A 24,080-nucleotide genomic window follows, 5' to 3' on the forward strand; every position below is an offset into this window, starting at 1 on the left:
CTCACCAGATGAAAGGAGACTGATAGAGCGTCCTACTCTACAGACCGTATGTCACTTTAGTGGCGAGACCGATAAATGACCATTCAATTTTCGGGATGGGCAAGGTCGTCTCGGTTGCAGGAGCTTATGCGACCAACGATTGACTGCCGGCGCGTGTGCCTGTCCGCGAGGCGCGGTATACTGCCGCGCCTTTTTAGCGTCGCGCCAGCTTGCCCGGCGTGCCTTGAAAGGTGCTTGCAACCGACCGATGCACCCAAGCTGCAAGCACCTTATTGAATGTTCCCGTCTTTTAGAGGAGCGCGACTCATGACCGTGATCAAGCAAGACGACCTGATTCAGAGCGTTGCCGACGCCCTGCAGTTCATTTCCTACTACCACCCCGTGGATTTCATCCAGGCGATGCACGAGGCCTACCTGCGCGAAGAATCGCCAGCGGCCCGCGACTCGATGGCACAGATCCTGATCAACTCGCGCATGTGCGCCACCGGCCATCGTCCGATCTGCCAGGACACCGGCATCGTGACCGTGTTTGTCCGCGTGGGCATGGACGTGCGTTGGGATGGCGCCACCATGAGCGTGGACGACATGATCAACGAGGGCGTACGTCGCGCCTACAACCTGCCGGAAAACGTCCTGCGCGCTTCGATCCTCGCCGACCCGGCGGGCGCTCGCAAGAACACCAAGGACAACACCCCGGCGGTCATCCACTACTCCATCGTTCCGGGTAACACCGTAGAAGTGGACGTGGCGGCCAAGGGCGGCGGTTCCGAGAACAAGTCGAAAATGGCCATGCTCAACCCGTCCGACTCGATCGTCGACTGGGTCCTGAAAACCGTCCCGGAAATGGGCGCCGGCTGGTGCCCACCAGGCATGCTCGGCATTGGCATCGGCGGCACCGCCGAGAAAGCCGCTGTCATGGCCAAGGAAGTGTTGATGGAATCCATCGACATTCACGAGCTCAAAGCCCGTGGCCCACAGAATCGCATTGAGGAAATGCGTCTGGAGCTGTTCGAGAAGGTCAACCAGTTGGGCATCGGCGCCCAGGGCCTCGGTGGCCTGACCACCGTGCTCGACGTGAAGATCATGGATTACCCGACCCACGCAGCCTCGCTGCCGGTGTGCATGATCCCGAACTGCGCCGCCACCCGTCACACGCACTTTGTGCTCGACGGTTCCGGCCCGGTTGCCCAGGAAGCGCCACCTTTGGACGCCTACCCGGAAATCGTCTGGGAAGCCGGTCCGTCGGCCCGTCGCGTCAACCTCGACACCCTGACCCCGGAAGAAGTGCAGAGCTGGAAGCCGGGCGAAACCGTCCTGCTCAACGGCAAGATGCTCACCGGTCGCGACGCTGCGCACAAGCGCATGGTCGAGATGCTGAACAAGGGCGAAACCCTGCCGGTGGACCTCAAGGGTCGCTTCATCTATTACGTCGGCCCGGTTGATCCTGTGCGCGAAGAAGTGGTTGGCCCGGCTGGCCCGACCACCGCGACGCGGATGGACAAGTTCACCCGTCAGATTCTCGAGCAAACTGGCCTGCTGGGCATGATCGGCAAATCCGAGCGCGGCCCTACCGCGATCGAAGCGATCAAGGACCACAAAGCCGTTTATCTGATGGCTGTCGGCGGCGCGGCTTACCTGGTGGCGCAAGCGATCAAGAAATCCCGCGTTGTCGCTTTCGCCGAACTGGGCATGGAAGCGATCTACGAGTTCGACGTAAAAGACATGCCTGTGACCGTTGCGGTTGACAGCAATGGCGAGTCGGTACACATCACCGGTCCTGCCATCTGGCAGAAAAAGATCAGTGAAAGCCTGGCGGTAGAAGTGCAATAAACGGCACTCAGGTCCGCTGAAAAAACCGGTTTGTCGGCAACGACAGACCGGTTTTTTTTCGGCACGACAATGGCTCTCTCAGGAGAGAAGAACGCGATTCGCATGCTATGGTGCTCGCCCTTATTTTCGCCTGTTGCCGACCGCATGTTCCTGACTTCCCGCCCCTTGCGCCTGGCGCTCTATACCCTGTTGATCATCGCCGGCGCTGCCCTTGCCGCGACCTTGGCCATGCGTCAAACCGTGCGCCAGTCGATGGTCGAAGACGCCGCCCGTGCCAATCAACAATTGGCGCTGTACGCCAATTCCCTGCACACCTTGATCGAACGTTACCGTGCCCTGCCCGCCGTGCTGGCCCTGGACCCGGAGCTGCGCTCGGCCCTCAAGGGACCGGTGAGTGCCGAGCAGCAGGATGCACTGAACCGTAAACTGGAGAAGATCAACGGCGCCGCCGAATCCTCGACCCTGGAGCTGCTCGACCGCACCGGTCTGGCCGTGGCGGCGAGCAACTGGCGTTTGCCCAGCAGTTATGTCGGCCACAACTACGGTTTCCGTCCCTATTTCAACCAGACCCGCACCCAGGGCACCGGGCGCTTCTACGCTGTGGGCGTGACCAGCGGGATTCCCGGCTATTTCCTGTCCAGCGCCGTCACGGATGACGAAGAGCAGTTCCTCGGTGCGATGGTGGTGAAACTGGAGTTCCCAGAACTGGAACGCGAGTGGCGTCAGGGCAGCGACACACTGCTGGTCAGCGACGCGCGCGGGATCATCTTCATCGCCAATCAGCCAGGCTGGCGCTATCGCTTGCTAAAACCGTTGAGCGCCAGCGATCACGCCGAACTCAAGACCACTCGCCAATACGACAAACAAACCCTGACCCCGCTGGCGTTTGAGTCGCTGCGACGCTTCGACGACAACAGTGATCTGGCTCGGGTCGATGGCCCCGACGGCAAGGCGGACTACCTGTGGGAATCCCTGCCGCTGAGCACCGAAGGCTGGACGCTGCACCTGCTGCGGCGCCCGCAAGTCGCCTTCGAAGACAGCCGCAACGCCGCCCTCGCTGCCGCCGGTCTGTGGCTGACGCTGGTATTCCTGTTGCTGTTTCTCAACCAACGCTGGCGCCTGGCCAAACTGCGTCAGCGCAGCCGCGAAGAACTCGAACAGCTTGTAGAAGAGCGCACCCGCGACTTGCGCACCGCTCAGGAAGGCCTGGTGCAATCGGCCAAACTCGCCGCGCTTGGCCAGATGTCGGCGGCCCTGGCTCACGAGATCAACCAGCCACTTACCGCCCAGCGCATGCAGCTTGCTACTCTGAGGCTGCTGCTCGACCACGGTCGCGTCGACGACGCCTACAAGGCGCTCAAACCGGTGGATGAAATGCTCACGCGCATGGCCGCCCTCACCGGCCACCTGAAAACCTTCGCCCGCAAGAGCCCCAGCGGTTTGCGCGAACGCCTGGACCTGGCGGCGGTGGTGGACCAGTCGCTGCAACTGCTCGACACCCGGCTGCGCGACGAACAGGTCAGCACCGTGCTGCACCTGACCCGCCCGGCCTGGGTGCGTGGCGATGCAATTCGCCTGGAACAGGTGTTGATCAACCTGCTGCGCAATGCCCTCGATGCCATGCAGGACAAACCCTGCAAACGCCTGGAAATCCGCCTCGAAGCCGACGAACAACTATGGCGCCTGAGCGTGATCGACAACGGTGGCGGTATCGCCGAAGAGAACCTGCCCAAGGTCTTCGATCCGTTCTTCACCACCAAACCGGTGGGCGAAGGCCTGGGCATCGGGCTGGCGGTGTCATTCGCCATCGTCCACGAGTCCGGCGGGCGCTTGAGTGCCGAAAATCATGACAAAGGGGCCGTGTTTACCGTGACCTTGCCCATCGACCTGGAGGTGCATGAACCATGCTGAACTCAGTGATCGTGGTCGACGACGAAAGCAGCATCCGCAGTGCCGTCGAGCAATGGTTGAGCCTGTCGGGTTTCGAGGTACAGCTGTTCAGCCGCGCCGATGAATGCCTGGCGCAATTGCCCAGGCATTTTGCCGGGGTAATTCTCAGCGATGTGCGCATGCCCGGCATGACCGGCCTGGAACTGCTGGCCGAGGTGCAACGCCGGGATGCCGATTTGCCGGTGATCCTGCTGACCGGCCACGGCGATGTGCCGATGGCCGTCGAAGCCATGCGCGACGGTGCCTACGATTTCCTCGAAAAACCCTTCAGCCCGGAAACCCTGCTCGGCAGCCTGCGCCGCGCCCTCGACAAGCGCCGGCTGGTGCTGGAAAACCGCGCGCTGCACGAGCAGGCGGACAACCGCGCCAAACTGGATGCCACGCTGCTTGGCGTGTCCCGGGGTTTGCAGACCCTGCGCCGGCAAGTTCTGGACCTGGCGGCACTGCCGGTCAACGTGCTGATTCGCGGCGAAACCGGTAGCGGCAAGGAACTGGTCGCCCGCTGCCTGCACGACTTCGGGCCGCGGGCCGACAAGCCCTTTGTCGCACTCAACTGCGCGGCCATCCCCGAGCAATTGTTCGAGGCCGAACTGTTCGGTCACGAGAGCGGAGCGTTCACCGGGGCGTCCGGCAAGCGCATCGGCAAACTCGAGTACGCCGATGGCGGCACGCTGTTTCTCGATGAAATCGAAAGCATGCCGTTGGCCCAGCAAGTGAAATTGCTGCGGGTGTTGCAGGAGCAAAAGCTTGAACGACTGGGCTCGAACCAGAGCATCCGCGTGGATTTGCGCATCATTGCCGCGACCAAACCGGACCTGCTCGACGAAGCGCGGGCCGGACGTTTTCGCGAAGACCTGGCCTATCGCTTGAACGTCGCTGAGTTGCGCTTGCCGCCGCTGCGCGAACGCCGTGAAGACATACCCCTGCTGTTCGAATCCTTTGCCCAAAACGCCGCCGAACGCCTGGGACGCAAATTCCCACCGCTGAGCGGCGCGCAATTGAGCCACCTGCTGAGCCACGACTGGCCGGGCAACGTGCGCGAACTGGCGAACGTCGCCGAGCGTCAGGTATTGGGGCTCGGTGAGCCTGAGCCCTTGGGCATCGAACCGGGCCAGTCTTTGGCGGCGCAACAGGAAGCGTTCGAGGCGCAATGCCTGCGTGCGGCATTGACCCGGCACAAGGGCGATGTGAAAGCGGTGCTCGAAGAACTGCAACTGCCGCGCCGGACCTTCAATGAAAAGATGCAGCGGCATGGGTTGAGCCGGGAGATGTTTTTGCCCGATGCCTGATTTTTTTTTGGTGTCTGCTCTGGCCTCATCGCGAGCAAGCTCGCTCCCACATTGGATCTATGTACGCCGAACATTGTGGGAGCGAGCTTGCTCGCGATGAGGCCTGTACAGGCAAAGCAAACAACAAAACCATAAGCAATTTTCCGCCAACCACCCGCCACGAATAAGCGGATTTCCGCTCACAAAAACACCCTACCCCCTCTAAACCGGCCCTCTCCCCGTTGGCACAGCTCCTGCTATAGCCCTGGCAGGCTGCGTTTAATCGCGCTCCACAAAAACAATTAAATGAAGGATCCTTCAATGGATAACTCCAACGCCCTGCCCCTTGGGTCGGCTGCCACGCCGGCTAAAGTAAGAACCACCGCCAGTCGCATCAAATCGATTTTCAGCGGTTCTGTCGGCAACATGGTCGAGTGGTACGACTGGTACGTCTACGCCGCCTTCTCCCTGTACTTCGCCAAGACCTTCTTCCCCAAAGGCGACACCACCGCCCAACTGCTGAACACCGCCGCGATCTTCGCCGTGGGCTTCCTGATGCGCCCGATCGGCGGCTGGCTGATGGGTCTGTATGCCGACAAGGTCGGGCGCAAAAAGGCCCTGATGGCCTCGGTGTACCTGATGTGCTTCGGCTCGCTGCTGATCGCCCTTAGCCCGAGTTATGAAGTCATCGGCATCGGCGCGCCGATCCTGCTGGTGTTCGCGCGCTTGCTGCAAGGCCTGTCGGTGGGTGGCGAATACGGCACCTCGGCCACTTACCTCAGTGAGATGGCAACCAAGGAGCGTCGCGGCTTCTACTCCAGCTTCCAGTACGTGACCCTGATCTCCGGCCAGCTCATCGCTTTGGCGGTGCTGATTGTCCTGCAGAACTTCCTGACGACCGAGGAGCTCTACGCCTGGGGCTGGCGTATCCCGTTCGCCATCGGCGCACTGTGTGCCGTGGTTGCGTTGTACCTGCGACGCGGCATGGAAGAGACCGAGTCGTTCACCAAAAAGGAAAAAGCCAAGGAAAGCGCGATGCGCACCTTGATGCGTCACCCCAAGGAACTGATGACCGTGGTCGGCCTGACCATGGGCGGTACCCTGGCGTTCTACACCTACACCACCTACATGCAGAAATACCTGGTGAACACCGTCGGCATGAGCATTTCCGACTCCACCACCATTTCCGCCGCCACGCTGTTCCTGTTCATGTGCCTGCAACCGATCATCGGCGGGCTGTCGGATAAAATCGGTCGCCGGCCGATCCTGATTGCCTTCGGCATTCTGGGCACGCTGTTCACCGTACCGATCCTCACCACCCTGCACACCATTACGACCTGGTGGGGCGCGTTCTTCCTGATCATGGCGGCGCTGATCATTGTCAGCGGCTACACCTCGATCAACGCGGTGGTGAAAGCCGAACTGTTCCCGACCGAAATCCGCGCCCTGGGCGTGGGCCTGCCGTACGCACTGACCGTCTCGATCTTCGGCGGCACCGCTGAATACATCGCACTGTGGTTCAAGAGCATCGGCATGGAAACGGGTTACTACTGGTACGTTACCGCGTGCATCGCCGTGTCATTGCTGGTGTACGTCACCATGAAAGACACCCGCAAGCATTCGCGGATCGTCACTGACTGACAGATAGATCGAAGCTGGCTGTACCGGCCTCTTCGCGAGCAAGCCCGCTCCCACATCCGACCGCGTTCCTTCTGGAACAACCCGGTTAAATGTGGGAGCGGGCTTGCTCGCGAATGGAGCCGACTCGGTACCAAGTCAGCATAGTCATGACAGCCAAATCCAGGTTCGACCGGCGCCCGGATTGGCGTTGCGGCAGTGAAAATGGGCAAGGGATTCATGAAAAATCTGTCACGCAGGTAAAGAGCCGATTAATCACGCGTTAATGCCCGCCGCCCAACCTTTAACGGCCTGATCGATTCATTGCGATGCGCTCACTCAGTCCTTGAAAGCGAAAAAGCCTGACGGCCTTAACATCCAATTAATCGATCAGTAGCAGGATTTAATTGCGAAATTTAATCGATTTATCTGGCGTCTTGGCTTTTTTTACAAAACGCCAACGAGACGGGAGTCACCACCATGAAAACCAAACTGATCCTTGCCCTGGCCCTTTCCGTACTGGCCGCCAACACGTTCGCCGCCGATGGCTACGACAAAACCGGCTCGGCTTCCTTCGAATCCGGTGCCAGCGCCGCCATCGAACGCAGCCACTCGGGCACCTATGCTTCTGACGGCTTCGATAAGACCGGCACCGCGGACGCTGTCGCTGCCGACGGTTTCGACAAAACCGGTAGCGCTGAAGCTATCGGCTGATCGTGGAGGGAAATTCACAGCCCGGCTTCGGCCGGGCTTAGTCGTTTTTGGGGTAAAGCAAATCTCAAGATTGGCCGAAGACCTGTGGGAGCGAGCTTGCTCGCGATTGCGGACTGACATTCAACATAAATGTCGACTGAAAGTCAGTCATCGCGAGCAAGCTCGCTCCCACAGGGTTCTACATCCGACTGGAAATCCGTGGCGCGTGCTTGCACCATGAACGTCTCCCGAAAGCTCTGGAAATCCCATGCCCGACGACATCCACTTCTACGAACCCGCCAACGGCCACGGCCTGCCCCACGATCCGTTCAACGCCATCGTTGGCCCGCGCCCCATTGGCTGGATCTCTTCACAGGATGCCGAGGGCCGCTTGAACCTGGCGCCCTACAGCTTCTTCAACGCCTTCAACTACATTCCGCCGATCATTGGGTTTTCCAGCGTCGGGCGCAAAGACAGCCTGAACAACATCGAGCAAACCGGCGAGTTCGCCTGGAACCTGGCCACCCGGCCGCTGGCCGAGCAGATGAACCAGAGCAGCGCCATGGTCAAACCTGAGGTCAACGAGTTCGAACTGGCCGGGCTGACGACCGCTGCCTCGAAAGTCATTCAGGTCCCGCGGGTGGCCGAGAGCCCGGTGTCCTTCGAGTGCAAGGTCACGCAGATCATCCAGTTGCAACGGGTGGACGGCAATGTGGTGCCGAGCTGGCTGATCCTCGGCGAAGTGGTCGCCGTGCATATCGCCAAATGGCTGTTGAAGGACGGGGTATACGACACCGCCGCGGCAGAACCGATTCTGCGCGGCGGCGGGCCGGCGGATTATTTCCAGCTGGGGCCTGAGGCGTTGTTCAAGATGTACCGCCCGGGGGCGGTGAAGTGATCACCAGAGCAGGTCGGTGTTTTCCTTGACGTCCTTGAGGCGGGTCAGCTCCCTGGCGGCCGCATCATCGGCCTCGTGAGCGGTCTTGAAGATCTGGCCTTCCAGCACTTTGTGAAAACGCGGGGCGCCGGCACCACCCAGCGCTTTGACGGCGATAGCGGCGTGGTAACCACCCTCGCCCGGTACTACAGCGGAAACAGCTTCGAAGTGTTCAAAGGCTTTACGTGCCATGTCGCGCATCCTGGCTGGTTGAGAATGCCGTCATTAAACCCTCAACCGGCCAGTTTGTGTACCGCCACGGCGGACTGACCCAGGGCCTGCGCCGCCGAGACATCCTTGAAGGTGTGGAAATCCAGACTGTTGACCACCAGTTCCTGCACCAACTCGGCAAAAATCTCCATCGCCGGCGTGCTGAAGTACGCGGTCATGGCCTGTTGATTGCTCCAGAAACCGGACACCAGCCACAGCTCCGGATCGCATTGCGAATGCTGCAAAGCAAAGCTCAGGCAGCCTGGCGCTGCGCGGGACGGTTCGATCAGGGCGCTGAGGCGCACACCGAGTTCCGCCGAACGCCCGGCGCGCGCTCGAACGAAGGCCATATGACTGACGGGGATTTGCGTGGACATGTTCAACCCTCCCGGGGAGTCGCGTGGCAGCCGGGGGACGGGCTGCGACAGGATCAAAGGTTAAGGGCCGCGACGCCTGTCTCGTTAGTCGATTCCTGCCGGTGCGTTGCACAATCCTGCGAAACTGCATGGGAAGCCTGTAACAAGCGGTAAAACCCTGTCACGGTTCTGACATACGAGTTTTGTGTAGGAGCTGCCGAAGGCTGCGATCTTTTGACTTTCACTTTCAAAATCAAAAGATCGCAGCCTTCGGCAGCTCCTACGGGGTTATCGGCGTTAGTTGAAGCGCGCCTGTGCGTTGGCCGTGTTTGGGAACGAAACCAACACCGAGCAGAATCAGGCAAGCATCCGGCAGGATGTGTCTACCGCTGCGGCTTGCACAAACTTATGCTCTGCACCACTCCCTCCATGCCTTGCCGAGGATGCCTCGCATGTCGTCGCTCGATCACTTTCAAGCCCCGCTGGACACCGACATGGAAAAGCAGCGCGCGGAACTGGCGGCGATCATTCGCCGTAACACCGCCGAGGATGGCAGTTATGCGACTGCCATCGGCTCGCTGTTCATGTCACGCCACAGCCAGTCCCACGAGTTCGCCCCGGTGCTCGCGCAACCGGCGCTGTGCATCATGGCCCAGGGGCGCAAGGAAGTTCAGCTGGCCAACGAATACTTCAACTACGACCCGTTGAACTACCTGGTGGTCTCGGTCTCGATGCCGCTCAGTGGACGGGTGGTGGATGTTTCGCCTGAGGAACCGATCCTGGCCTTGCGCCTGGACATCGACCCGACGGAAATCACCGCACTGATCGCTGACGCCGGTCCCCTCGGCGTGCCCACCCGGCCGACCGGGCGCGGGCTGTATGTCGAAAAACTCGACACCGCGATGCTCGACGCCGTGCTGCGTCTGGCACGGTTGCTGGACACGCCAAAAGACATCGCCATGCTCGCGCCGCTGATTCGCCGGGAGATTCTCTATCGACTGTTGCGCAGCATACAGGGGCATCGGCTATACGAAATCGCCATCGCCAACAGTCAGAGCCATCGCATCAGCCAGGCGATCAAATGGCTCAACGGCAATTTCGAACAGCCATTGCGCATTGATGATCTGGCCAAGGAAGTGAACCTGAGCGTGTCGACGCTGCATCATCGTTTCAAGGCGATGACGGCGATGAGTCCGCTGCAGTATCAGAAGCAGTTGCGCCTGCAGGAAGCACGGCGGTTGATGCTGGCCGAAGGGCTGGAGGCTTCGGCGGCGGGGTATCGGGTCGGGTATGAAAGCCCGTCGCAGTTCAGCCGTGAGTACAGCCGGTTGTTCGGGGCGCCGCCGTTGCGGGATCTGGCGCGGTTGCGGTTATCGGTTTGAGCTTGTTTCTTTGCAAGCAGTACCGGCCTCATCGCGAGCAAGCTCGCTCCCACAGGTTCTGTGAACGCCACATATCACTGTGGGAGCGAGCTTGCTCGCGATGGGGCCAGCACAAACAGCATCAAATTTGGATCAGGCCCCAAGTACCCGGCAAGCCTCCACCGGCAAGGTCACCGAAACCGGGTGACCAACGCTCAAGCCAAAGCCCTGGCAAGGCGTGCTCAGCGCGGTAAACGAGACGCCAGAACACTCCACCGTGGTCTCGATGGTCGCGCCGATATCACGCACGAAGGTCACCTTGCCCAGTAGACGGTTACCCGCCGTCGCCTGCGGCGCCGACAGTTGCAGGTCTTCCGGGCGAATCAGCATCTTCACCTTTTCACCGGCCACAATGCTGCTGCAGATCGGTACTTGCAGCGCATCGCCGCCCGGCAAGCTGACCTTGCCGTTACCCAGCACCGTGGCCGGGAAGATGTTGCCAGAACCGATGAAGTCCGCGACGAACTCGTTGGCCGGGTGCCGGTAGATCTCGATCGGCGTGCCCACCTGCTGCACCTTGTGCTCACCCAATACGACCACGATATCGGCCATGGTCATGGCCTCGCGCTGGTCGTGGGTCACCATGATGGTGGTGATGTTCAGGCGTTGTTGCAGCTGGCGGATTTCCACCTGCATCGACTCGCGCAACTTGGCGTCCAGCGCCGACAGCGGTTCGTCGAGCAGGAGGATTTTCGGGTGCGAGGCAATCGCCCGGGCAATCGCCACGCGCTGGCGTTGGCCGCCGGACAGCTTGGCCACCGGACGATTGATCATCTGCTGCAGCTGGATCAGTTCCAGCAACTCAACCACCCGCGCCTGCTGGTCAGCCTTGCTGACCCCGCGCAGTTTCAGCGGATAGGCAATGTTCTCCCCGACCGTCATGTGCGGGAACAGCGCCAGGGACTGGAACACCATGCCGAAGTTGCGCAGGTGCGCCGGGGTGTTGCCGATGTCTTCGCCGTCCAGGCGGATCTCGCCACCGGTCAGGGTTTCAAGGCCGGCGATCATGCGCAGCAAAGTGGTTTTGCCGCAGCCCGAAGGGCCGAGGAAACACACCAGTTTGCCCTCGGGCAAATGCAGGTTCACATCCGTTACCGCGCAGGCCGAGCCGTAATGTTTCTCGACGTTTTCCAGAATCAGACCAGACATGTGAATCACCTCAAGAAATCAGAACGAAACGCCACCTTCACCGACCAGCTTCTCCAGCGCCCAGATCAGGACGAAGTCGATCAGCACGATCAGCACGGCAAACGAAAATACGGTTGGGTCGAGCGAAGACACGGTGCGGCTGTACATCCAGATCGGCACGGTCATGACGTCGATGGTGTAGAGGAAATAGGTCACGGTGAATTCGTTGAACGAGACGATGAACGCCAGCAGCATGCCCGCCAGGATCCCCGACTTCATCAACGGCACCACCACATCGACAATCGCCCGCAGCGGTGAAGCACCGAGCATTTGCGCGGCCTCTTCGACTTCGCTGCCGATGGAGAGCATCGCCGCCGTGCAGTTCTTCACCACGAACGGCAACGCGAGGATCACGTGGGCAATCACCAGGCGCGAGGTGGTCATGTGGAACGGCAGGCTGTCGAACACCAGCAGCAACGCCAGACCCAACACCACCATCGGGAACACCAGTGGCAACGACATCAGTTGCAGCGCCACGGCCTTGCCGCGGAACTCGCAACGAGTCAGCGCGTAGGCCGCCGGCACTGCGATGATCGTGGCAAAGATCATGGTCAGGCACGACACCAGCAAGCTGGTGGACATGGCCTGGCCGAGGCTCAGGACGTCGCTGGCGTCCGGCGACACGAAGGTGTGCCAGGCGGCCTTGTACCATTGCAGGCTGTAGCTGCTCGGCGGGAAGTCGAGGTTCGACGCGCCGCTGAACGACATCACGATCATGGTCAGGATCGGCAACACCGCCAGCAGCAGGATGAAGCCCGAGAGGATGCCGGCAAACTTGCCGGTATCGCCCGGCAACAGTGACTGGCGCTTCTTGATCAGGGTACTCATTGCGAAGCCTCCAGCATGCGGCGACGACGGCCAGTGATGTATTCGGACAGGGTCATGATCGCGAGGGTGGTGACGATCAGCACCACACCGGCAGCGGATGCGGCGGGCCAGTTCATCAGCGGGGCGATCTGGTCATGCACCATCACCGCCAGCATCGGCACGCGCCGGCCACCGAGCAGCAAGGGCACGACGAAACTGCTGGCGTTGTAGGCGAACACCAGGGTCGCACCGGTAATGATCCCCGGCAGACTCATCGGCAGCACCACCTGGCGGAACACCTGGAGGCGACTGGCGCCGAGGGTGGCGGCAGCTTCTTCGTAACTGCGGGCGACGCCGCGCATGGCGCTGGCAATCGGCAATACGGCCAACGGGAAGGCGGTCTGCACCAGGCCCATCAACACGCCGTTCTGGTTGTAGAGCAGCATGATCGGACGCTTGATCAGGCCCAGGCCCATCAGTGCCTGGTTGAGCATGCCGCCAGGGCCGAGGATCACCAGCCAGCCATAGCTTTGCAGCAGCAGGTTGACCAGCAATGGCAGCAACACCGCCGCCAGGAAGATCCGGCGCACGAACGGCGAGGTCAGGCGCGACATGGTGTAGGCCACCGGGATCGCCAGAATCACTGCGATCACCGCGCTGATCAACGCCAGGCGCAGGGTCAGCATCAGCGACTTGAGGTAATAGGGTTCCAGCAACTGGGCGTAACTGGCCAGGCTGAACCCGGACCATTCCGCGCCTTTGGTGCCCACGCTCATGCGCAGTACCAAGAGGCTCGCGGCAATCAGTACGCCAAGAAACAGCATCGACGGCGAGAGGAAAAGCCAGGCGCGCGTCGTTGGCGAAACACCCCGAGCGGCGCGCACGGGGGCGGCACTCACCGGATGAGTCAGAGGTTGGTGTTCCATAGCAAAGGGTCTCGTCAATGGAAGATCAGAAATATCAGCCTGTACGGCCCCCTGTAGGAGCTGCCGCAGGCTGCGATCTTTTGATCTTTTTCAGAGCCACCGAAGAGCAGGATCAAAAGATCGCAGCCTTCGGCAGCTCCTACGGATCAGGAAGAAAAGATTTCCGTGTAACGACGAATCCATTGGTCATGCACAGTCGCCAGGAAGGCGTTGTCGTGCATGATTGCCTTCTCGGCAATCTGCTCCGGCGTGAGGATGTACGGGCTCTTGCGTGCTTCGGCGGAGATGATCGCCTTGGCGTTGACCGGGCCGTTGTAGATGTCTTCAGCCATCTTGCCCTGCACCAGCGGGTCCAGAGAGTGGTTGATGAAGGCGTAGGCCATGTCGGTGTCGCCCGGACGGTTCTTCGGCATCACCGACAGCATCAGGTCGGTGTAGAAACCTTCCTTCATGCCAAAGGTGGCGCCCAGGCCGTAGGCCGGATCGCGGATCTGTTTCGGGAAGAACGCTGGTGCGTACAGGCCGCCCATGTCCAGGGAACCGGTGCGGAACAGTTCGGCGATCTGGTTCGGGTTTTCACCCAGGGTCACCACACGATCTTTCAGCTCGGCGAGTTTCTTGAAGCCCGGCTCAATGTTGTGTTCGTCACCACCGGCCAGTTTGGCGGCGATGATGATCAGGTCCATGGCCTCGGTCCAGTTCGGCGGCGGCAGGAAAATGTTCGGTGCCGCGTCGGCATCCCACAGGGAGGCGTAGCTGGTCGGGGCTTCTTTCTGGGTGCGGGTGCTGTAGACCAGGCTGTTGCACCACAGCAGGTAACCGATACCGTGGCCATTGGCGCCGGTGCGGTACTTCTCCGGTACATCGACGAGGTTGGGAATGCGGTTGAGGTCGGGTTTTTCCAGCAGGTTGGCGGCGGCCAGACCTTCGGCGCCGACGCCTGCCAGGGTGATGATGTCGTACTGCGGACGATCACCGCCGGCCTTGAGCTTGGCGACCATTTCCGAGGTACTGCCGGTGCGGTCGGCGATGACCTTGCAGCCGTACTTGTCTTCGAAGGTCGCGGCGATGTTGCGCAGTGCAGCCAGGCCGGTGTCATCGGACCAGGTCAGCAAACGCAGGGTCTTGCCGGCAAAACGTGTGTCGCTGGCATTGGCCTTGATGAACGGCATGCTCATGGCTGCCGCTGCAACCGAGGCTACGCCCACGGTCTTGATAAATTGACGTCTGTTCAGATCATGCTCGCCCATTACGGACTCCCTTTGTTTTTGTAGGTATAAGGCAGGTCGAAACTGTTGCATCCGCGCGACCGGGCCAGCGTTAGCCCTCGTATTTTCGGGGGCTTGGCTGAGCCGGCGAGTTCATCCTGAGGTCGTGTAAAACACCTGACTATCGATAAAAACTCATTGAAGCCATGACGCCAGCGCATGCCTCATCGAGAGGCATGCGCTCACCTTTTTCGTGCCTTCAGACGGCCCGGATCACGTGTTTGATTTCCTGGAAAGCCTGCAAGCCCCACGGCCCCAATTCGCGGCCGATGCTGCTCTGCTTGTAGCCGCCCCAGGCGGTCTGCGGGAAGATCACCTGCGGCGCGTTGATCCACACAAGCCCCGCCTGCAAAGCGTTGGCGACGCGGTCAGCGGTCTGTGCATTGCGCGTCACCACACTGGCGACCAGGCCAAACTGGCTGTCGTTGGCCAGGGCAATCGCTTCGGCCTCGGAGGCGAAACGGCACACGCAGATCACCGGGCCGAAAATCTCTTCATTCCACAACGCACTGTCGAGGGGCACTTCGGTGAACACCGTCGGCTGCAAAAAATATCCGCGCGGCAGGTCGGCCGGGCGATTGCCACCGCAAACCAGCTTGGCGCCGGCACTCAAACCGCGATCGATGTGACCGAGCACGCGCTGGTATTGCGCCTGATTGACCAGCGCGCCCATTTCCACCTTCGGATCGAACGGGTCGGCCACGCGGATCGCTTCGGCACGGGCCTTCACACGGATCAGGAATTCATCGGCCAGCTCATCGGCGACCAGCACGCGGCTGGTGGCGGAGCACATCTGCCCGGCGTTGAAGAAACCACCGCCACAGGCCACTTCCACCGCCAGGTCGAGATCGGCATCGGCCAGCACCAGCAGCGAGGATTTGCCGCCCAGTTCCAGGCTCACGCCCTTGACGGTTTCCGCCGCCCGTTGCATGACCTGCACACCGACCGCATTGCTGCCGGTGAAGGAAATTTTCGCGATGCGCGAGTCAGCCGACAGAGGCGCGCCAACCGCGAGGCCAGTGCCGCACACCAGGTTGAACACGCCCGCAGGCAACCCGGCTTCAGCGATGATCGCCGCCAGTTCCAGCTCCGGCAGCGGCGTCACTTCCGAAGGCTTGAGCACCACGCAGCAACCGGCGGCCAGGGCCGGGGCGAGTTTCCACGCGGTGGTGACCATCGGGAAATTCCACGGCACGATCAGACCGACCACACCGCACGGCTCACGGCGCAAACGAGCGCTGAAGTCGTCGGTCGGCAGCTCGATGGCGCTGTCCTGTTTCGCGTCCAGGCCTTCGGCCAGACCGGCGTAATATTCGAATGTGGCAATCACGTCATCGACGTCGATCGCGGCTTCGAATTGCGGCTTGCCGTTGTTGCTCGACTGCAAGTGCATCAGTTTTTCGCGATTGGCCTGCACCCCCGCGGCAATTTTGCGCAGGATCGCGCCGCGTTCGGCGCCCGTGGTTTTCGACCAGTCGGCGAACGCCTGGGTCGCCGCGCTCACGGCTTGATCGACGGCGCGCTCATCGCCGCCATTGACGGTGGTCAGCAGGGCTTCAGTCGCCGGGTTGATCACACGCAGGTGTTCGTTGCCGGCTGACCATTGGCCATTGATGTACAGGCCATCCAGGGTCGTAGGGAAAGTCATTTCGACACCGCCTGCATCCACTGGGTCTGGTCGATTTCAATCAGGGTCGGGCCCTGGCGATCGGTGGCCACACGCAATGCGCCGCGCAGTTGCTCGACACTGCTGACGGCTTCGGCGGCGCAACCCAATGCCTTGGCCACACCGATGAAGTCCGGGGTGTAGATGTCCACGCCCACCGGTTCGATGGCGCGGTTGACCATGTATTTCTTGATCTCTTCGTAGCCCTGGTTATTCCACAGCAGCACGATGACCGGGGTGCGTGCTTCAACGGCACTGGCCAGTTCCGGCAGGGTGAACTGCAGGCCGCCGTCGCCGATCAGGCACACCACCGGAGGACGCGCGCCACCTTCGACGCGGCCACCCAGCCAGGCGCCAATCGCCGCCGGCAAGGCGTAACCGAGGGTGCCGTAACCGGTGGACGAGTTGAACCAGCGACGCGGACGCTCCGGGTTGAACGTCAGGTTGCCGGTGTAAACCGGCTGGGTCGAATCGCCGACGAATACCGCGTCTGGCAGTTCGTGCAGAACGGTTTCGAGGAAGCGGGTCTGGGCCAGGGTCGGTGCATCCCAGGTCGCGGCCAGGTCTTCACGCAGACGGGCGGCACGTACCTGACCCCAATCGTTGCGGCGCTCGGCCAGGGCTTTGTGCGACAGGGCGCTGAGCAAAGCCTGGGCGGCGTTGCGCGAGTCGGCCACCAGTGCCACGTGCGGCGGGTAGTTGCGCACGGTCTGGTCCGGGTCGATATCGACGCGCAGCAACTTGCCAGGAATTTCGAAGCCACCGGCGAAGGTTACGTCGTAGTCGGTCTCGGCCAGTTCAGTGCCGATGGCAAGAACCACATCGGCCTCGGCGACCAGTGCACGGGTGGCGACCAGGCTCTGGGTCGAGCCGATCAGCAGCGGGTGGCCGGAGGCGAGCATGCCCTTGGCATTGATGGTCAGGGCGACCGGCGCGTCCAGCAGCTCGGCCAGCTCAGTCAGCTCGACGGCCGCGTCGATGGCGCCGCCACCGGCGAGAATCAGCGGACGCTTGGCGTCGGCCAGCAATTCGCTCATGCGCGACACGGCGCTTGGCGAAGCACCGGCGCGGTCGATATTGACCGGCAGGCTGCTGAGCAGGTCATCGGCTTCTTCGACCAATACGTCCAATGGAATTTCGATGTGCACCGGACGCGGACGGCCGGCCTGGAACAGTGCAAAGGCGCGAGCCAGTACGCCCGGCAGCTCGGACGCCGACATCAGGGTGTGGGAGAACGCCGAGACACCGGCACACAATGCGCCCTGGTTCGGCAGTTCGTGCAGCTTGCCGCGACCGCCGCCCAACTGGCTGCGCGATTGCACGCTGGAGATCACCAGCATCGGGATCGAATCGGCGTAGGCCTGGCCCATGGCGGTGGTGATGTTGGTCATGCCAGGGCCGGTGATGATGAAGCACACGCCCGGTTTGCCGCTGGTGCGGGCGTAGCCGTCGGCCATGAAGCCGGCGCCCTGTTCGTGGCGCGGCGTGACGTGGTTGATGCTCGAACGGGCCAGCCCGCGATACAGCTCCACGGTATGCACCCCCGGAATGCCGAACACCTGCTCGACCCCGTAGTTTTCGAGTAACTTGACCAATACTTCGCCGCACGTCGCCATGTCTTTGCCCTTTTTGTTCGTTTGAGACGCCGGGCGTGCGCTGTGTTTATGATGGATTCGCAGGCCCGGGAATGGCCTCATTGGAACGGGCGGGACGTAGCCGCAACAATGGATAAAAAGTCATACTAGCCATGTCCTCACGTCATACCTTGGATCCCAATGAAACGACTGCCTCCCCTGCCGGCGCTGCACACCTTTCTGATTACCGCGCAGTGCTGCAATTTCACCCGGGCCGCCGAACAGCTGCACATCACCCAGGGCGCGGTGAGTCGGCAGATCGCCGGTCTGGAAGATCATCTGGGTTATGAGTTGTTCATCCGCCTGGCCCGAGGCCTGGACCTGACAGCCGAGGGACGGGAATGGCTGCCACGGGTCCAGCAGATTTTCGGTCTGATCGACGAGGCCGTTGAACAGATCGGCGAGAAGCGCGAAACCCTGCAACTCAAGGCACCGACCTGTGTCATGCGCTGGTTGCTGCCGCGTCTGCTGCAATGGCAAAGAGAACGCCCGGACGTGCCGGTGGAACTGACCACCACGGTCAAGCACGGGGTGGATTTTCATCGCGAGCAGTTCGATGCAGCGGTGATGTACGGCGCACCGCCGGACGATTCATTGATGTCGCAAAAACTCTTCGACGAACAACTCACGCCTGTGTGTTCCAGACCGATGCTCGAAGGCCCCATGCCCCTGCAGAGTCCGGCCGACCTGCAACAGCACCTGCTGCTGCATCCGACCCGCGACGAGCGGGACTGGAAGGCCTGGTTGAAAGCGGCAGATGTGCATTTGACCAATGTCGGCAAGGGCCAGCATTTCGAAACACTGGACCTGGCGATGTCGATGGCATCCCAGGGAACGGGGGTGGCGATTGGCGACTGGTCGCTGATCGGCGATGACCTGAACGCCGGGCGGCTGGTCATGCCATTCGAATTGAAGGTGACAACGGGGCTGGCGTATTACCTGGTGTTCCCCGAAAAACCCGGGCCTTCGCCGAAGTTGCGTGAATTGATGGGCTGGTTGGTGGAGCAGGCGCAGTCGCGTTGAACCACGGAATATGTAGGAGCTGCCGCAGGCTGCGATCTTTTGACTTTGATTTTCAAGATCAAAAGATCGCAGCCTGCGGCAGCTCCTACATGGATTGCGGTGTTAGTACCCGACTGTAAACCGCTGCCGCAAATGCTTCGGCGCTTCCACTTCGTCGAGCATTGCAATCGCGTAGTCGGCAAAGGTAATCCAACTGCGCCCTTCACTGCTCACCAGCAAATCATCCTGACCGAGACGGAATTTCCCGCTGCGCTCGCCCTCGACAAATTCGGCCGATGGCGACAGGAAGGTCCAGTCCAGATCCCGTTCTTCACGCAAGTTTGCGAGGAATTCGGCACCGGCGCCGGCCTCGGCCTTGTAAGCCTCAGGAAAACCTTCGCTATCGATCACTCGAGTGCCATCGGGCAACAACAGCGAACCGGCCCCGCCCACCACCAGCAGGCGTTTGACCCCGGCTTTTTTCACCGGGCCAACGACTGCGCCGGCAGGTAGCGTGGCGAAATGCGCCGCGCTGATAACCACGTCATGGCCCGCAATTGCAGCTTGCAACGCAGCGGCATCAAGGGCATCGACGGCCTTGCCGGCCACACCTTCACGCGGGTCGATTTTCGACGTATCGCGGGCAATGGCGGTAACGCTGTGACCGCGACGCAGGGCTTCTTCCAGCAGTTGGCTACCGGCCCGACCGGTGGCACCGATGATTGCGATTTTGCTCATGACGTTCTCCAGTGGGTTGAGCTTCTTGGATTTCAGTTGAGGCGGGTTACCACTTCATCTCGCCCTTGGCGACCTTGGCGCTCAGCTCCAGGGAGCTTTCATCTCCCAGGGTCGGGAAGCGCTTTTTCATCGCCGCGATCAGCGCGGCAGAACCCTTGGCCTTGGCGGTTTCTTCGTCGAAGGCCTTGATGTAAGCGGCAGTGAACTGCACGGCGGCCAGGGAGCGATCGCTCTCGCCGAGGTAATGACCCGGCACCACGGTCTGCGGTTTCAGGGTTTCAATGGAATGCAGCGTAGCCAACCAATCGGCATGGGACTGTGGCGTTTGCGTGTCCGCCATCCACACGTGGATGTTTTGCGCCACCACGACACCACCGACGACCGCCTTGATCGACGGAATCCACACAAAGCTGCGATCCGGCTGCGGGCCCTCAAGACCAACCACCTGCAACTTCTGCCCTTCGAGGATCAGGCTGTCACTCTTGAGCACGTCAGGCACGATGGTTTTGGCCGGCACGTCGGCGCCCATTTTCGGGCCCCAGAACGCCAGTTTGCCGTCGACGGTTCGCTTGATGTGGTCGACGGTCGGCTGCGAGGCGAGGACCTTGGCCTTGGGGAATGCAGCCGTCAGGGTATCGAGCCCAAAATAGTAGTCCGGGTCACCGTGGCTGATGTAGATGGTGGTCAGTTGCTTGCCGCTGGCGCGGATTTTTTCCACCACCTGTTCGGCCTGGGACTTGCCGAATTGCGCATCCACCAGGATCGCTTCTTTCTCGCCACTGACCAGCACCGAAGTCACCGGGAAGATGGCTTTTTCACCTGGGTTGTAGACATCCAGGGTCAGGGGCGAGGCGGCTGCATGGGCGGCGAAACCGAGGGCGGCGCTGGCCAGCAAAATGCGCTTTAAAGTGGTGAAACCGATCATCTGTTGCTCCGTTGTCCGAATGCCTTGCATGGCGATGGAACAGAGCTTAGTTGCCTGACTCAGTACAAAAAATGCGATGCTTGAACATAGTTTGTTTCTGAAAGCGGGCAAATCATGGATCGTCTTCAAGCAATGCGGGTGTTCGTCACGGTGGTCGACCTCGGCAGCCAGTCGGCCGCCGCCGATCATCTGGAGCTGTCACGGCCGGTGGTGTCGCGGTATCTGGCGGAACTGGAAGACTGGATCGGCGCGCGCCTGATGCATCGCACCACACGCAAGTTGAGCCTCACCGCCGCCGGCAACGAGATACTGCCCCGCTGTCGGCAGATGCTCGATTTGTCCACCGACATGCAGGCCGCCGTCAGCGAACCGGATGACGCGCCGCGAGGCCTGCTGCGGATCAGCGTCAGCACCTCCTTCGGTCAGGCGCAACTGGCCGATGCCATGGCTGCGTATGTCCGACGCTACCCCGGCGTCAGCATCGACATGCAGATGCTCGACCGCACCGTGAACCTGGTGGATGAGCGCATCGACCTGGCGATCCGCACCAGCAACGACCTGGACCCGAACCTGATCGCCCGCCGCCTGACGGTTTGTCGCTCGGTGATCTGCGCGTCCCCCGCTTACTTGCGCGAGCACCCGGCGCCGCAACGGGTCGAGGACCTGAGCCTGCACAATTGCCTGACCCACTCCTACTTCGGCAAAAGCCTCTGGCATTTCGAGCAGGACGGCGAGCAGGTTTCTGTACCGGTGCAGGGCAACATCAGCGCCAACGAGGCCAGCACGCTGTTGCGCGCAACGATCGCCGGCGCCGGGGTGGCGATGCTGCCCACGTACCAGGCCGGCGTGCACATCCACAGCGGCGAGTTGATTCGCCTGCTGCCGACGGCCGAGCCCCGGCAAATGAACGTGTATGCGGTGTATGCCTCGCGCAAGCACATGCCGGCGGCGTTGCGCAGTTTGCTGGATTTTCTGGTGGTGAGGTTTCCGGAAGAACCGGAATGGGATATCGGGTTGTAACACCGCCCCCCCTGTAGCGATCTTTTGATCTTGCTTCTTAAAATCAAAGTCAAAAGATCGCAGCCTTCGGCAGCTCCTACACAACTCAATGGCGCTGACCTATGCTCAAAGTAATACCGGAAGGTATTCGTTCAGAGGTCAACGCCATGAACATCAGAACAAGAAGATACCTCGCAATTTTCATCACCTGCGCGGTCACGCTCGGGCTGTATGGCGCTGCGGCCTGGCGGGTCGAGCAACTGCGTAACCTGCCCCGTGAAGCCGCGAGCTGCAACTTCGAGCGCTGCATCCCCCACAACGCTACCTTCAACACCCTCCGGTAACGAAGGGGGTCAGGCTTCGTTGTCCTGATCGGCCTTCAAGCGGTCACGAAATGCTTTGGGCGAAATCCCCACTCGACGCCGGAACAGGCGCGTGAAGTTGGTCGGATCGGAAAACCCCAACATGTCGGACATTTCATAAATGGTCATGCTGGTGTAGGTCAGCAATCGCTTGGCCTCCAGCAATTGCCGTTCGTGCATGATCTGCAACGCCGGTTGCCCCGCCAGCTCACGGCAGGTGCCGTTGAGGTGGGACACGGAAATCCCCAGCCGGTGCGCCAGGTCCTCGACCTTGACGTGCTGACGATAGGTCTCTTCCACCAGCTGAATAAACCCGTTGAGGTATTCCCGGGCCCGCTGCGGTCGCGCCATGGCGGTGCGACGCTGGATCACCTGGCGGCTTACCCACACCACGATCACGCTGACCAGCGAATGCATGAGCATTTCCCGCGCCGGTTGATGGCTGGTGTATTCGTTCTGCAAGGCGCTGAACAGGCTGTTGAGGTACTCGGCGTCCTTGCCTGCCGGGTAGCTTTCGGACTGGGCCAGGGCATTGACCGATTGCCCCAACTGCATCTGCAGGTGGCCGATCAGCGGCGCGGCCAGGGTCACGACAAACCCTTCCACGTCCTCGGAAAAGCGAAAGCCGTGCACCGACAACGGTGGCAGGATCTGGATCGCCGGCTCCACCAGTTGCGTTCGCTTGCCTTCGATTTCAAGCTCTGCCTGACCTTTGAACACGAAGAGCAACTGGCACAAGTCAGCGTGGCGGTGAGGTTTGATTTCCCAATGATGTTCGCGACTGCGTTTGGAAATGGTTTCACAGTGCAGCAAGTCCGGGGTCGGCCAATCCAGGCTTTCACCGTAGAGCTTGAACACCGGAATCGAAGGCAGGTCAGGCTTGTTCATCACTTCAATCCAGGCCTCGGGGTTGATCTCGGGCGATAATCGCACCGATTGGCAGAATGTACAGCTATCGGCTCAGTTTTCACCTTCAATTGACAGACCCGCAAGGGAAAAATGCAAGCACTCGATCCATAAAAATAATTCACCGGCCCTGGTCGCGTGAAGCTTGCGAGTCATAAGAACAATGAAAACGCTGAAAACCCAAGTTGCCATTATCGGTGCTGGCCCTTCAGGCTTGCTGCTCGGCCAATTGCTGCACAACGCCGGCATCGACAACATCGTTCTCGAACGTCAACCCCCCGATTACGTGCTCGGCCGAATCCGCGCCGGCGTGCTTGAACAAGGCATGGTAGAGCTGTTGCGTCAGGCCGGCGTGAGTCAGCGCATGGACGCCGAGGGACTGGTCCATGGCGGCTTCGAACTGGCCCTCGACGGACGCCAGGTACACATCGATCTGCACGCCCTGACGGGTGGCAAGACCGTGATGATCTACGGCCAGACCGAAGTCACCCGCGACCTGATGGCCGCTCGTCGGGAGGCTGGCGCGCAGACGATTTATCAGGCCGACAACGTCGTTCCCCACGGCATGAAAACCGACGAAGCGTTTGTCACTTTTGAGAAAGACGGCGAACTGTATCGTCTCGATTGCGACTACATCGCCGGTTGCGACGGCTTCCATGGAGTGGCGCGGCAATCGATTCCCGCCGACAGCCTGAAAGTCTTCGAACGGATCTATCCTTTCGGCTGGCTCGGGATCCTGGCCGACACCCCGCCGGTCCACGAAGAGCTTGTCTACGCCCGCCATGAGCGCGGTTTCGCGCTGTGCAGCATGCGCTCGCCGACACGCACCCGTTACTACCTGCAAGTGCCCACCAGCGATCATGTGGATAACTGGTCGGATCAACGCTTCTGGGACGAACTCAAGTCGCGATTGCCACAAGCGTTGGCGGACAAACTGGTAACGGGGCCGTCCATCGAAAAAAGCATCGCGCCACTGCGCAGCTTCGTGGTCGAACCCATGCAATACGGGCGGATGTTCCTGGTCGGCGATGCCGCGCACATCGTCCCGCCCACCGGCGCCAAGGGCTTGAACCTGGCGGCCAGTGATGTCAGCACGTTGTTCAACATCCTGGTCAAGGTTTACCGCGAAGATCGCCTCGATTTGCTGGAGAAGTACTCGGAAATCTGCCTGCGCCGGGTGTGGAAGGCCGAGCGGTTTTCCTGGTGGATGACCTCGATGCTGCACCGTTTCGATGACCACGATGCCTTTAGCCAGCGCATTGCCGAGTCGGAGCTGGAGTATTTTGTCGGCTCCGAAGCGGGTCGCAAAACCATTGCAGAAAACTACGTCGGGCTTCCCTACGAGGCTATCGAATAGCTTGCTATCGACTTACACTG

General features: G+C 61.0%; 22 protein-coding genes. 11 read left to right on the forward strand and 11 right to left on the reverse strand.

Annotation, left to right across the window (positions count from 1 at the left end; translation table 11 throughout):
- The first annotated feature begins 306 nt into the window (after positions 1–306).
- From AC3IP0_RS22665 to AC3IP0_RS22690, 6 genes are all read left to right on the forward strand, one after another.
- Positions 307–1,830 carry a fumarate hydratase gene (locus tag AC3IP0_RS22665; protein WP_489317064.1) on the forward strand — a complete coding sequence of 508 codons (1,524 nt, stop codon included), beginning with the start codon at positions 307–309 and terminating at the stop codon, positions 1,828–1,830.
- 144 nt (positions 1,831–1,974) lie between these two features.
- Positions 1,975–3,741 carry an ATP-binding protein gene (locus AC3IP0_RS22670; RefSeq protein ID WP_489317065.1) on the forward strand — a complete coding sequence of 589 codons (1,767 nt, stop codon included), beginning with the start codon at positions 1,975–1,977 and terminating at the stop codon, positions 3,739–3,741.
- Complete coding sequence (locus AC3IP0_RS22675; RefSeq protein ID WP_489317066.1) at positions 3,735–5,069, forward strand: sigma-54-dependent transcriptional regulator; 1,335 nt, start codon at positions 3,735–3,737, stop codon at positions 5,067–5,069. Before AC3IP0_RS22670 ends, AC3IP0_RS22675 begins: the two co-directional genes overlap by 7 nt.
- 300 nt (positions 5,070–5,369) lie before the next feature.
- On the forward strand, positions 5,370–6,689 hold the full coding sequence (locus AC3IP0_RS22680) for an MFS transporter (protein ID WP_489317067.1): 1,320 nt from the start codon (positions 5,370–5,372) through the stop codon (positions 6,687–6,689).
- A 456-nt stretch (positions 6,690–7,145) separates the two neighbouring features.
- Positions 7,146–7,379 carry a hypothetical protein gene (locus AC3IP0_RS22685; protein WP_489317068.1) on the forward strand — a complete coding sequence of 78 codons (234 nt, stop codon included), beginning with the start codon at positions 7,146–7,148 and terminating at the stop codon, positions 7,377–7,379.
- A 247-nt stretch (positions 7,380–7,626) separates the two neighbouring features.
- Complete coding sequence (locus AC3IP0_RS22690) at positions 7,627–8,256, forward strand: flavin reductase family protein (protein ID WP_489317069.1); 630 nt, start codon at positions 7,627–7,629, stop codon at positions 8,254–8,256.
- On the opposite strand, the gene AC3IP0_RS22695 is transcribed toward AC3IP0_RS22690, so the two are convergent.
- Entirely contained in the window at positions 8,257–8,487 is a 231-nt protein-coding gene (locus tag AC3IP0_RS22695) for a hypothetical protein (RefSeq protein ID WP_489317070.1), read from the reverse strand.
- A 41-nt stretch (positions 8,488–8,528) separates the two neighbouring features.
- Positions 8,529–8,882 carry a putative quinol monooxygenase gene (locus AC3IP0_RS22700; RefSeq protein WP_477776903.1) on the reverse strand — a complete coding sequence of 118 codons (354 nt, stop codon included), beginning with the start codon at positions 8,880–8,882 and terminating at the stop codon, positions 8,529–8,531.
- 431 nt (positions 8,883–9,313) lie between these two features.
- On the opposite strand from AC3IP0_RS22700, the gene AC3IP0_RS22705 reads away from it, so the two are divergent.
- Entirely contained in the window at positions 9,314–10,243 is a 930-nt protein-coding gene (locus AC3IP0_RS22705) for an AraC family transcriptional regulator (RefSeq protein WP_489317071.1), read from the forward strand.
- 132 nt (positions 10,244–10,375) lie between these two features.
- Here AC3IP0_RS22705 and AC3IP0_RS22710 read toward each other — a convergent pair whose 3' ends face one another.
- The 6 genes from AC3IP0_RS22710 to AC3IP0_RS22735 all read right to left on the reverse strand — a co-directional run bounded on the left by AC3IP0_RS22710 (position 10,376) and on the right by AC3IP0_RS22735 (position 17,753).
- The gene (locus AC3IP0_RS22710; RefSeq protein WP_218427002.1) at positions 10,376–11,431 is read right to left on the reverse strand and encodes an ABC transporter ATP-binding protein; all 1,056 of its coding nucleotides are present in this window, start codon (positions 11,429–11,431) and stop codon (positions 10,376–10,378) included.
- An 18-nt stretch (positions 11,432–11,449) separates the two neighbouring features.
- Positions 11,450–12,298: an ABC transporter permease gene (locus AC3IP0_RS22715; RefSeq protein WP_223532186.1), complete on the reverse strand. Its 849-nt coding sequence runs from the start codon at positions 12,296–12,298 to the stop codon at positions 11,450–11,452.
- Positions 12,295–13,203 (reverse strand): ABC transporter permease, encoded by a 909-nt coding sequence (locus tag AC3IP0_RS22720; protein ID WP_489317072.1) that lies wholly within the window; start codon positions 13,201–13,203, stop codon positions 12,295–12,297. The genes AC3IP0_RS22715 and AC3IP0_RS22720 overlap by 4 nt, the downstream gene beginning before the upstream one ends.
- Positions 13,204–13,349: 146 nt before the next feature.
- The gene (locus AC3IP0_RS22725; protein ID WP_095942819.1) at positions 13,350–14,453 is read right to left on the reverse strand and encodes an extracellular solute-binding protein; all 1,104 of its coding nucleotides are present in this window, start codon (positions 14,451–14,453) and stop codon (positions 13,350–13,352) included.
- 217 nt (positions 14,454–14,670) lie between these two features.
- Positions 14,671–16,119, reverse strand: coding sequence for an aldehyde dehydrogenase family protein (locus tag AC3IP0_RS22730; RefSeq protein ID WP_489317073.1), 1,449 nt, complete (start codon positions 16,117–16,119; stop codon positions 14,671–14,673).
- Positions 16,116–17,753: a 5-guanidino-2-oxopentanoate decarboxylase gene (locus tag AC3IP0_RS22735; RefSeq protein WP_489317074.1), complete on the reverse strand. Its 1,638-nt coding sequence runs from the start codon at positions 17,751–17,753 to the stop codon at positions 16,116–16,118. Before AC3IP0_RS22735 ends, AC3IP0_RS22730 begins: the two co-directional genes overlap by 4 nt.
- A 159-nt stretch (positions 17,754–17,912) precedes the next feature.
- Between AC3IP0_RS22735 and AC3IP0_RS22740 the strand changes: the two genes are divergently transcribed.
- Positions 17,913–18,794 (forward strand): LysR substrate-binding domain-containing protein, encoded by an 882-nt coding sequence (locus AC3IP0_RS22740; RefSeq protein ID WP_489317075.1) that lies wholly within the window; start codon positions 17,913–17,915, stop codon positions 18,792–18,794.
- 102 nt (positions 18,795–18,896) lie between these two features.
- Here the strand turns inward: AC3IP0_RS22740 and AC3IP0_RS22745 are convergent, their stop codons facing one another.
- Together AC3IP0_RS22745 and AC3IP0_RS22750 are read right to left on the reverse strand one after the other, a co-directional pair.
- Complete coding sequence (locus tag AC3IP0_RS22745) at positions 18,897–19,511, reverse strand: NAD(P)-dependent oxidoreductase (protein ID WP_489317076.1); 615 nt, start codon at positions 19,509–19,511, stop codon at positions 18,897–18,899.
- 46 nt (positions 19,512–19,557) lie between these two features.
- Complete coding sequence (locus tag AC3IP0_RS22750; protein WP_489317077.1) at positions 19,558–20,436, reverse strand: MBL fold metallo-hydrolase; 879 nt, start codon at positions 20,434–20,436, stop codon at positions 19,558–19,560.
- 114 nt (positions 20,437–20,550) lie between these two features.
- Here AC3IP0_RS22750 and AC3IP0_RS22755 point away from each other — a divergent pair, with 114 nt between their 5' ends.
- Both AC3IP0_RS22755 and AC3IP0_RS22760 read left to right on the forward strand, forming a co-directional pair.
- Positions 20,551–21,456 (forward strand): LysR family transcriptional regulator, encoded by a 906-nt coding sequence (locus tag AC3IP0_RS22755; RefSeq protein ID WP_489317078.1) that lies wholly within the window; start codon positions 20,551–20,553, stop codon positions 21,454–21,456.
- Positions 21,457–21,557: 101 nt separating this feature from the next.
- Positions 21,558–21,779 (forward strand): hypothetical protein, encoded by a 222-nt coding sequence (locus tag AC3IP0_RS22760; RefSeq protein ID WP_489319836.1) that lies wholly within the window; start codon positions 21,558–21,560, stop codon positions 21,777–21,779.
- 9 nt (positions 21,780–21,788) lie between these two features.
- Here AC3IP0_RS22760 and AC3IP0_RS22765 read toward each other — a convergent pair whose 3' ends face one another.
- Positions 21,789–22,685: a helix-turn-helix domain-containing protein gene (locus AC3IP0_RS22765; protein ID WP_489317079.1), complete on the reverse strand. Its 897-nt coding sequence runs from the start codon at positions 22,683–22,685 to the stop codon at positions 21,789–21,791.
- Positions 22,686–22,866: 181 nt separating this feature from the next.
- Between AC3IP0_RS22765 and pobA the strand changes: the two genes are divergently transcribed.
- The gene (gene pobA, locus AC3IP0_RS22770; protein ID WP_489317080.1) at positions 22,867–24,060 is read left to right on the forward strand and encodes a 4-hydroxybenzoate 3-monooxygenase; all 1,194 of its coding nucleotides are present in this window, start codon (positions 22,867–22,869) and stop codon (positions 24,058–24,060) included.
- Positions 24,061–24,080: the final 20 nt, after the last annotated feature.

The sequence above is a fragment of the Pseudomonas sp. GL_103 genome (assembly GCF_057835175.1).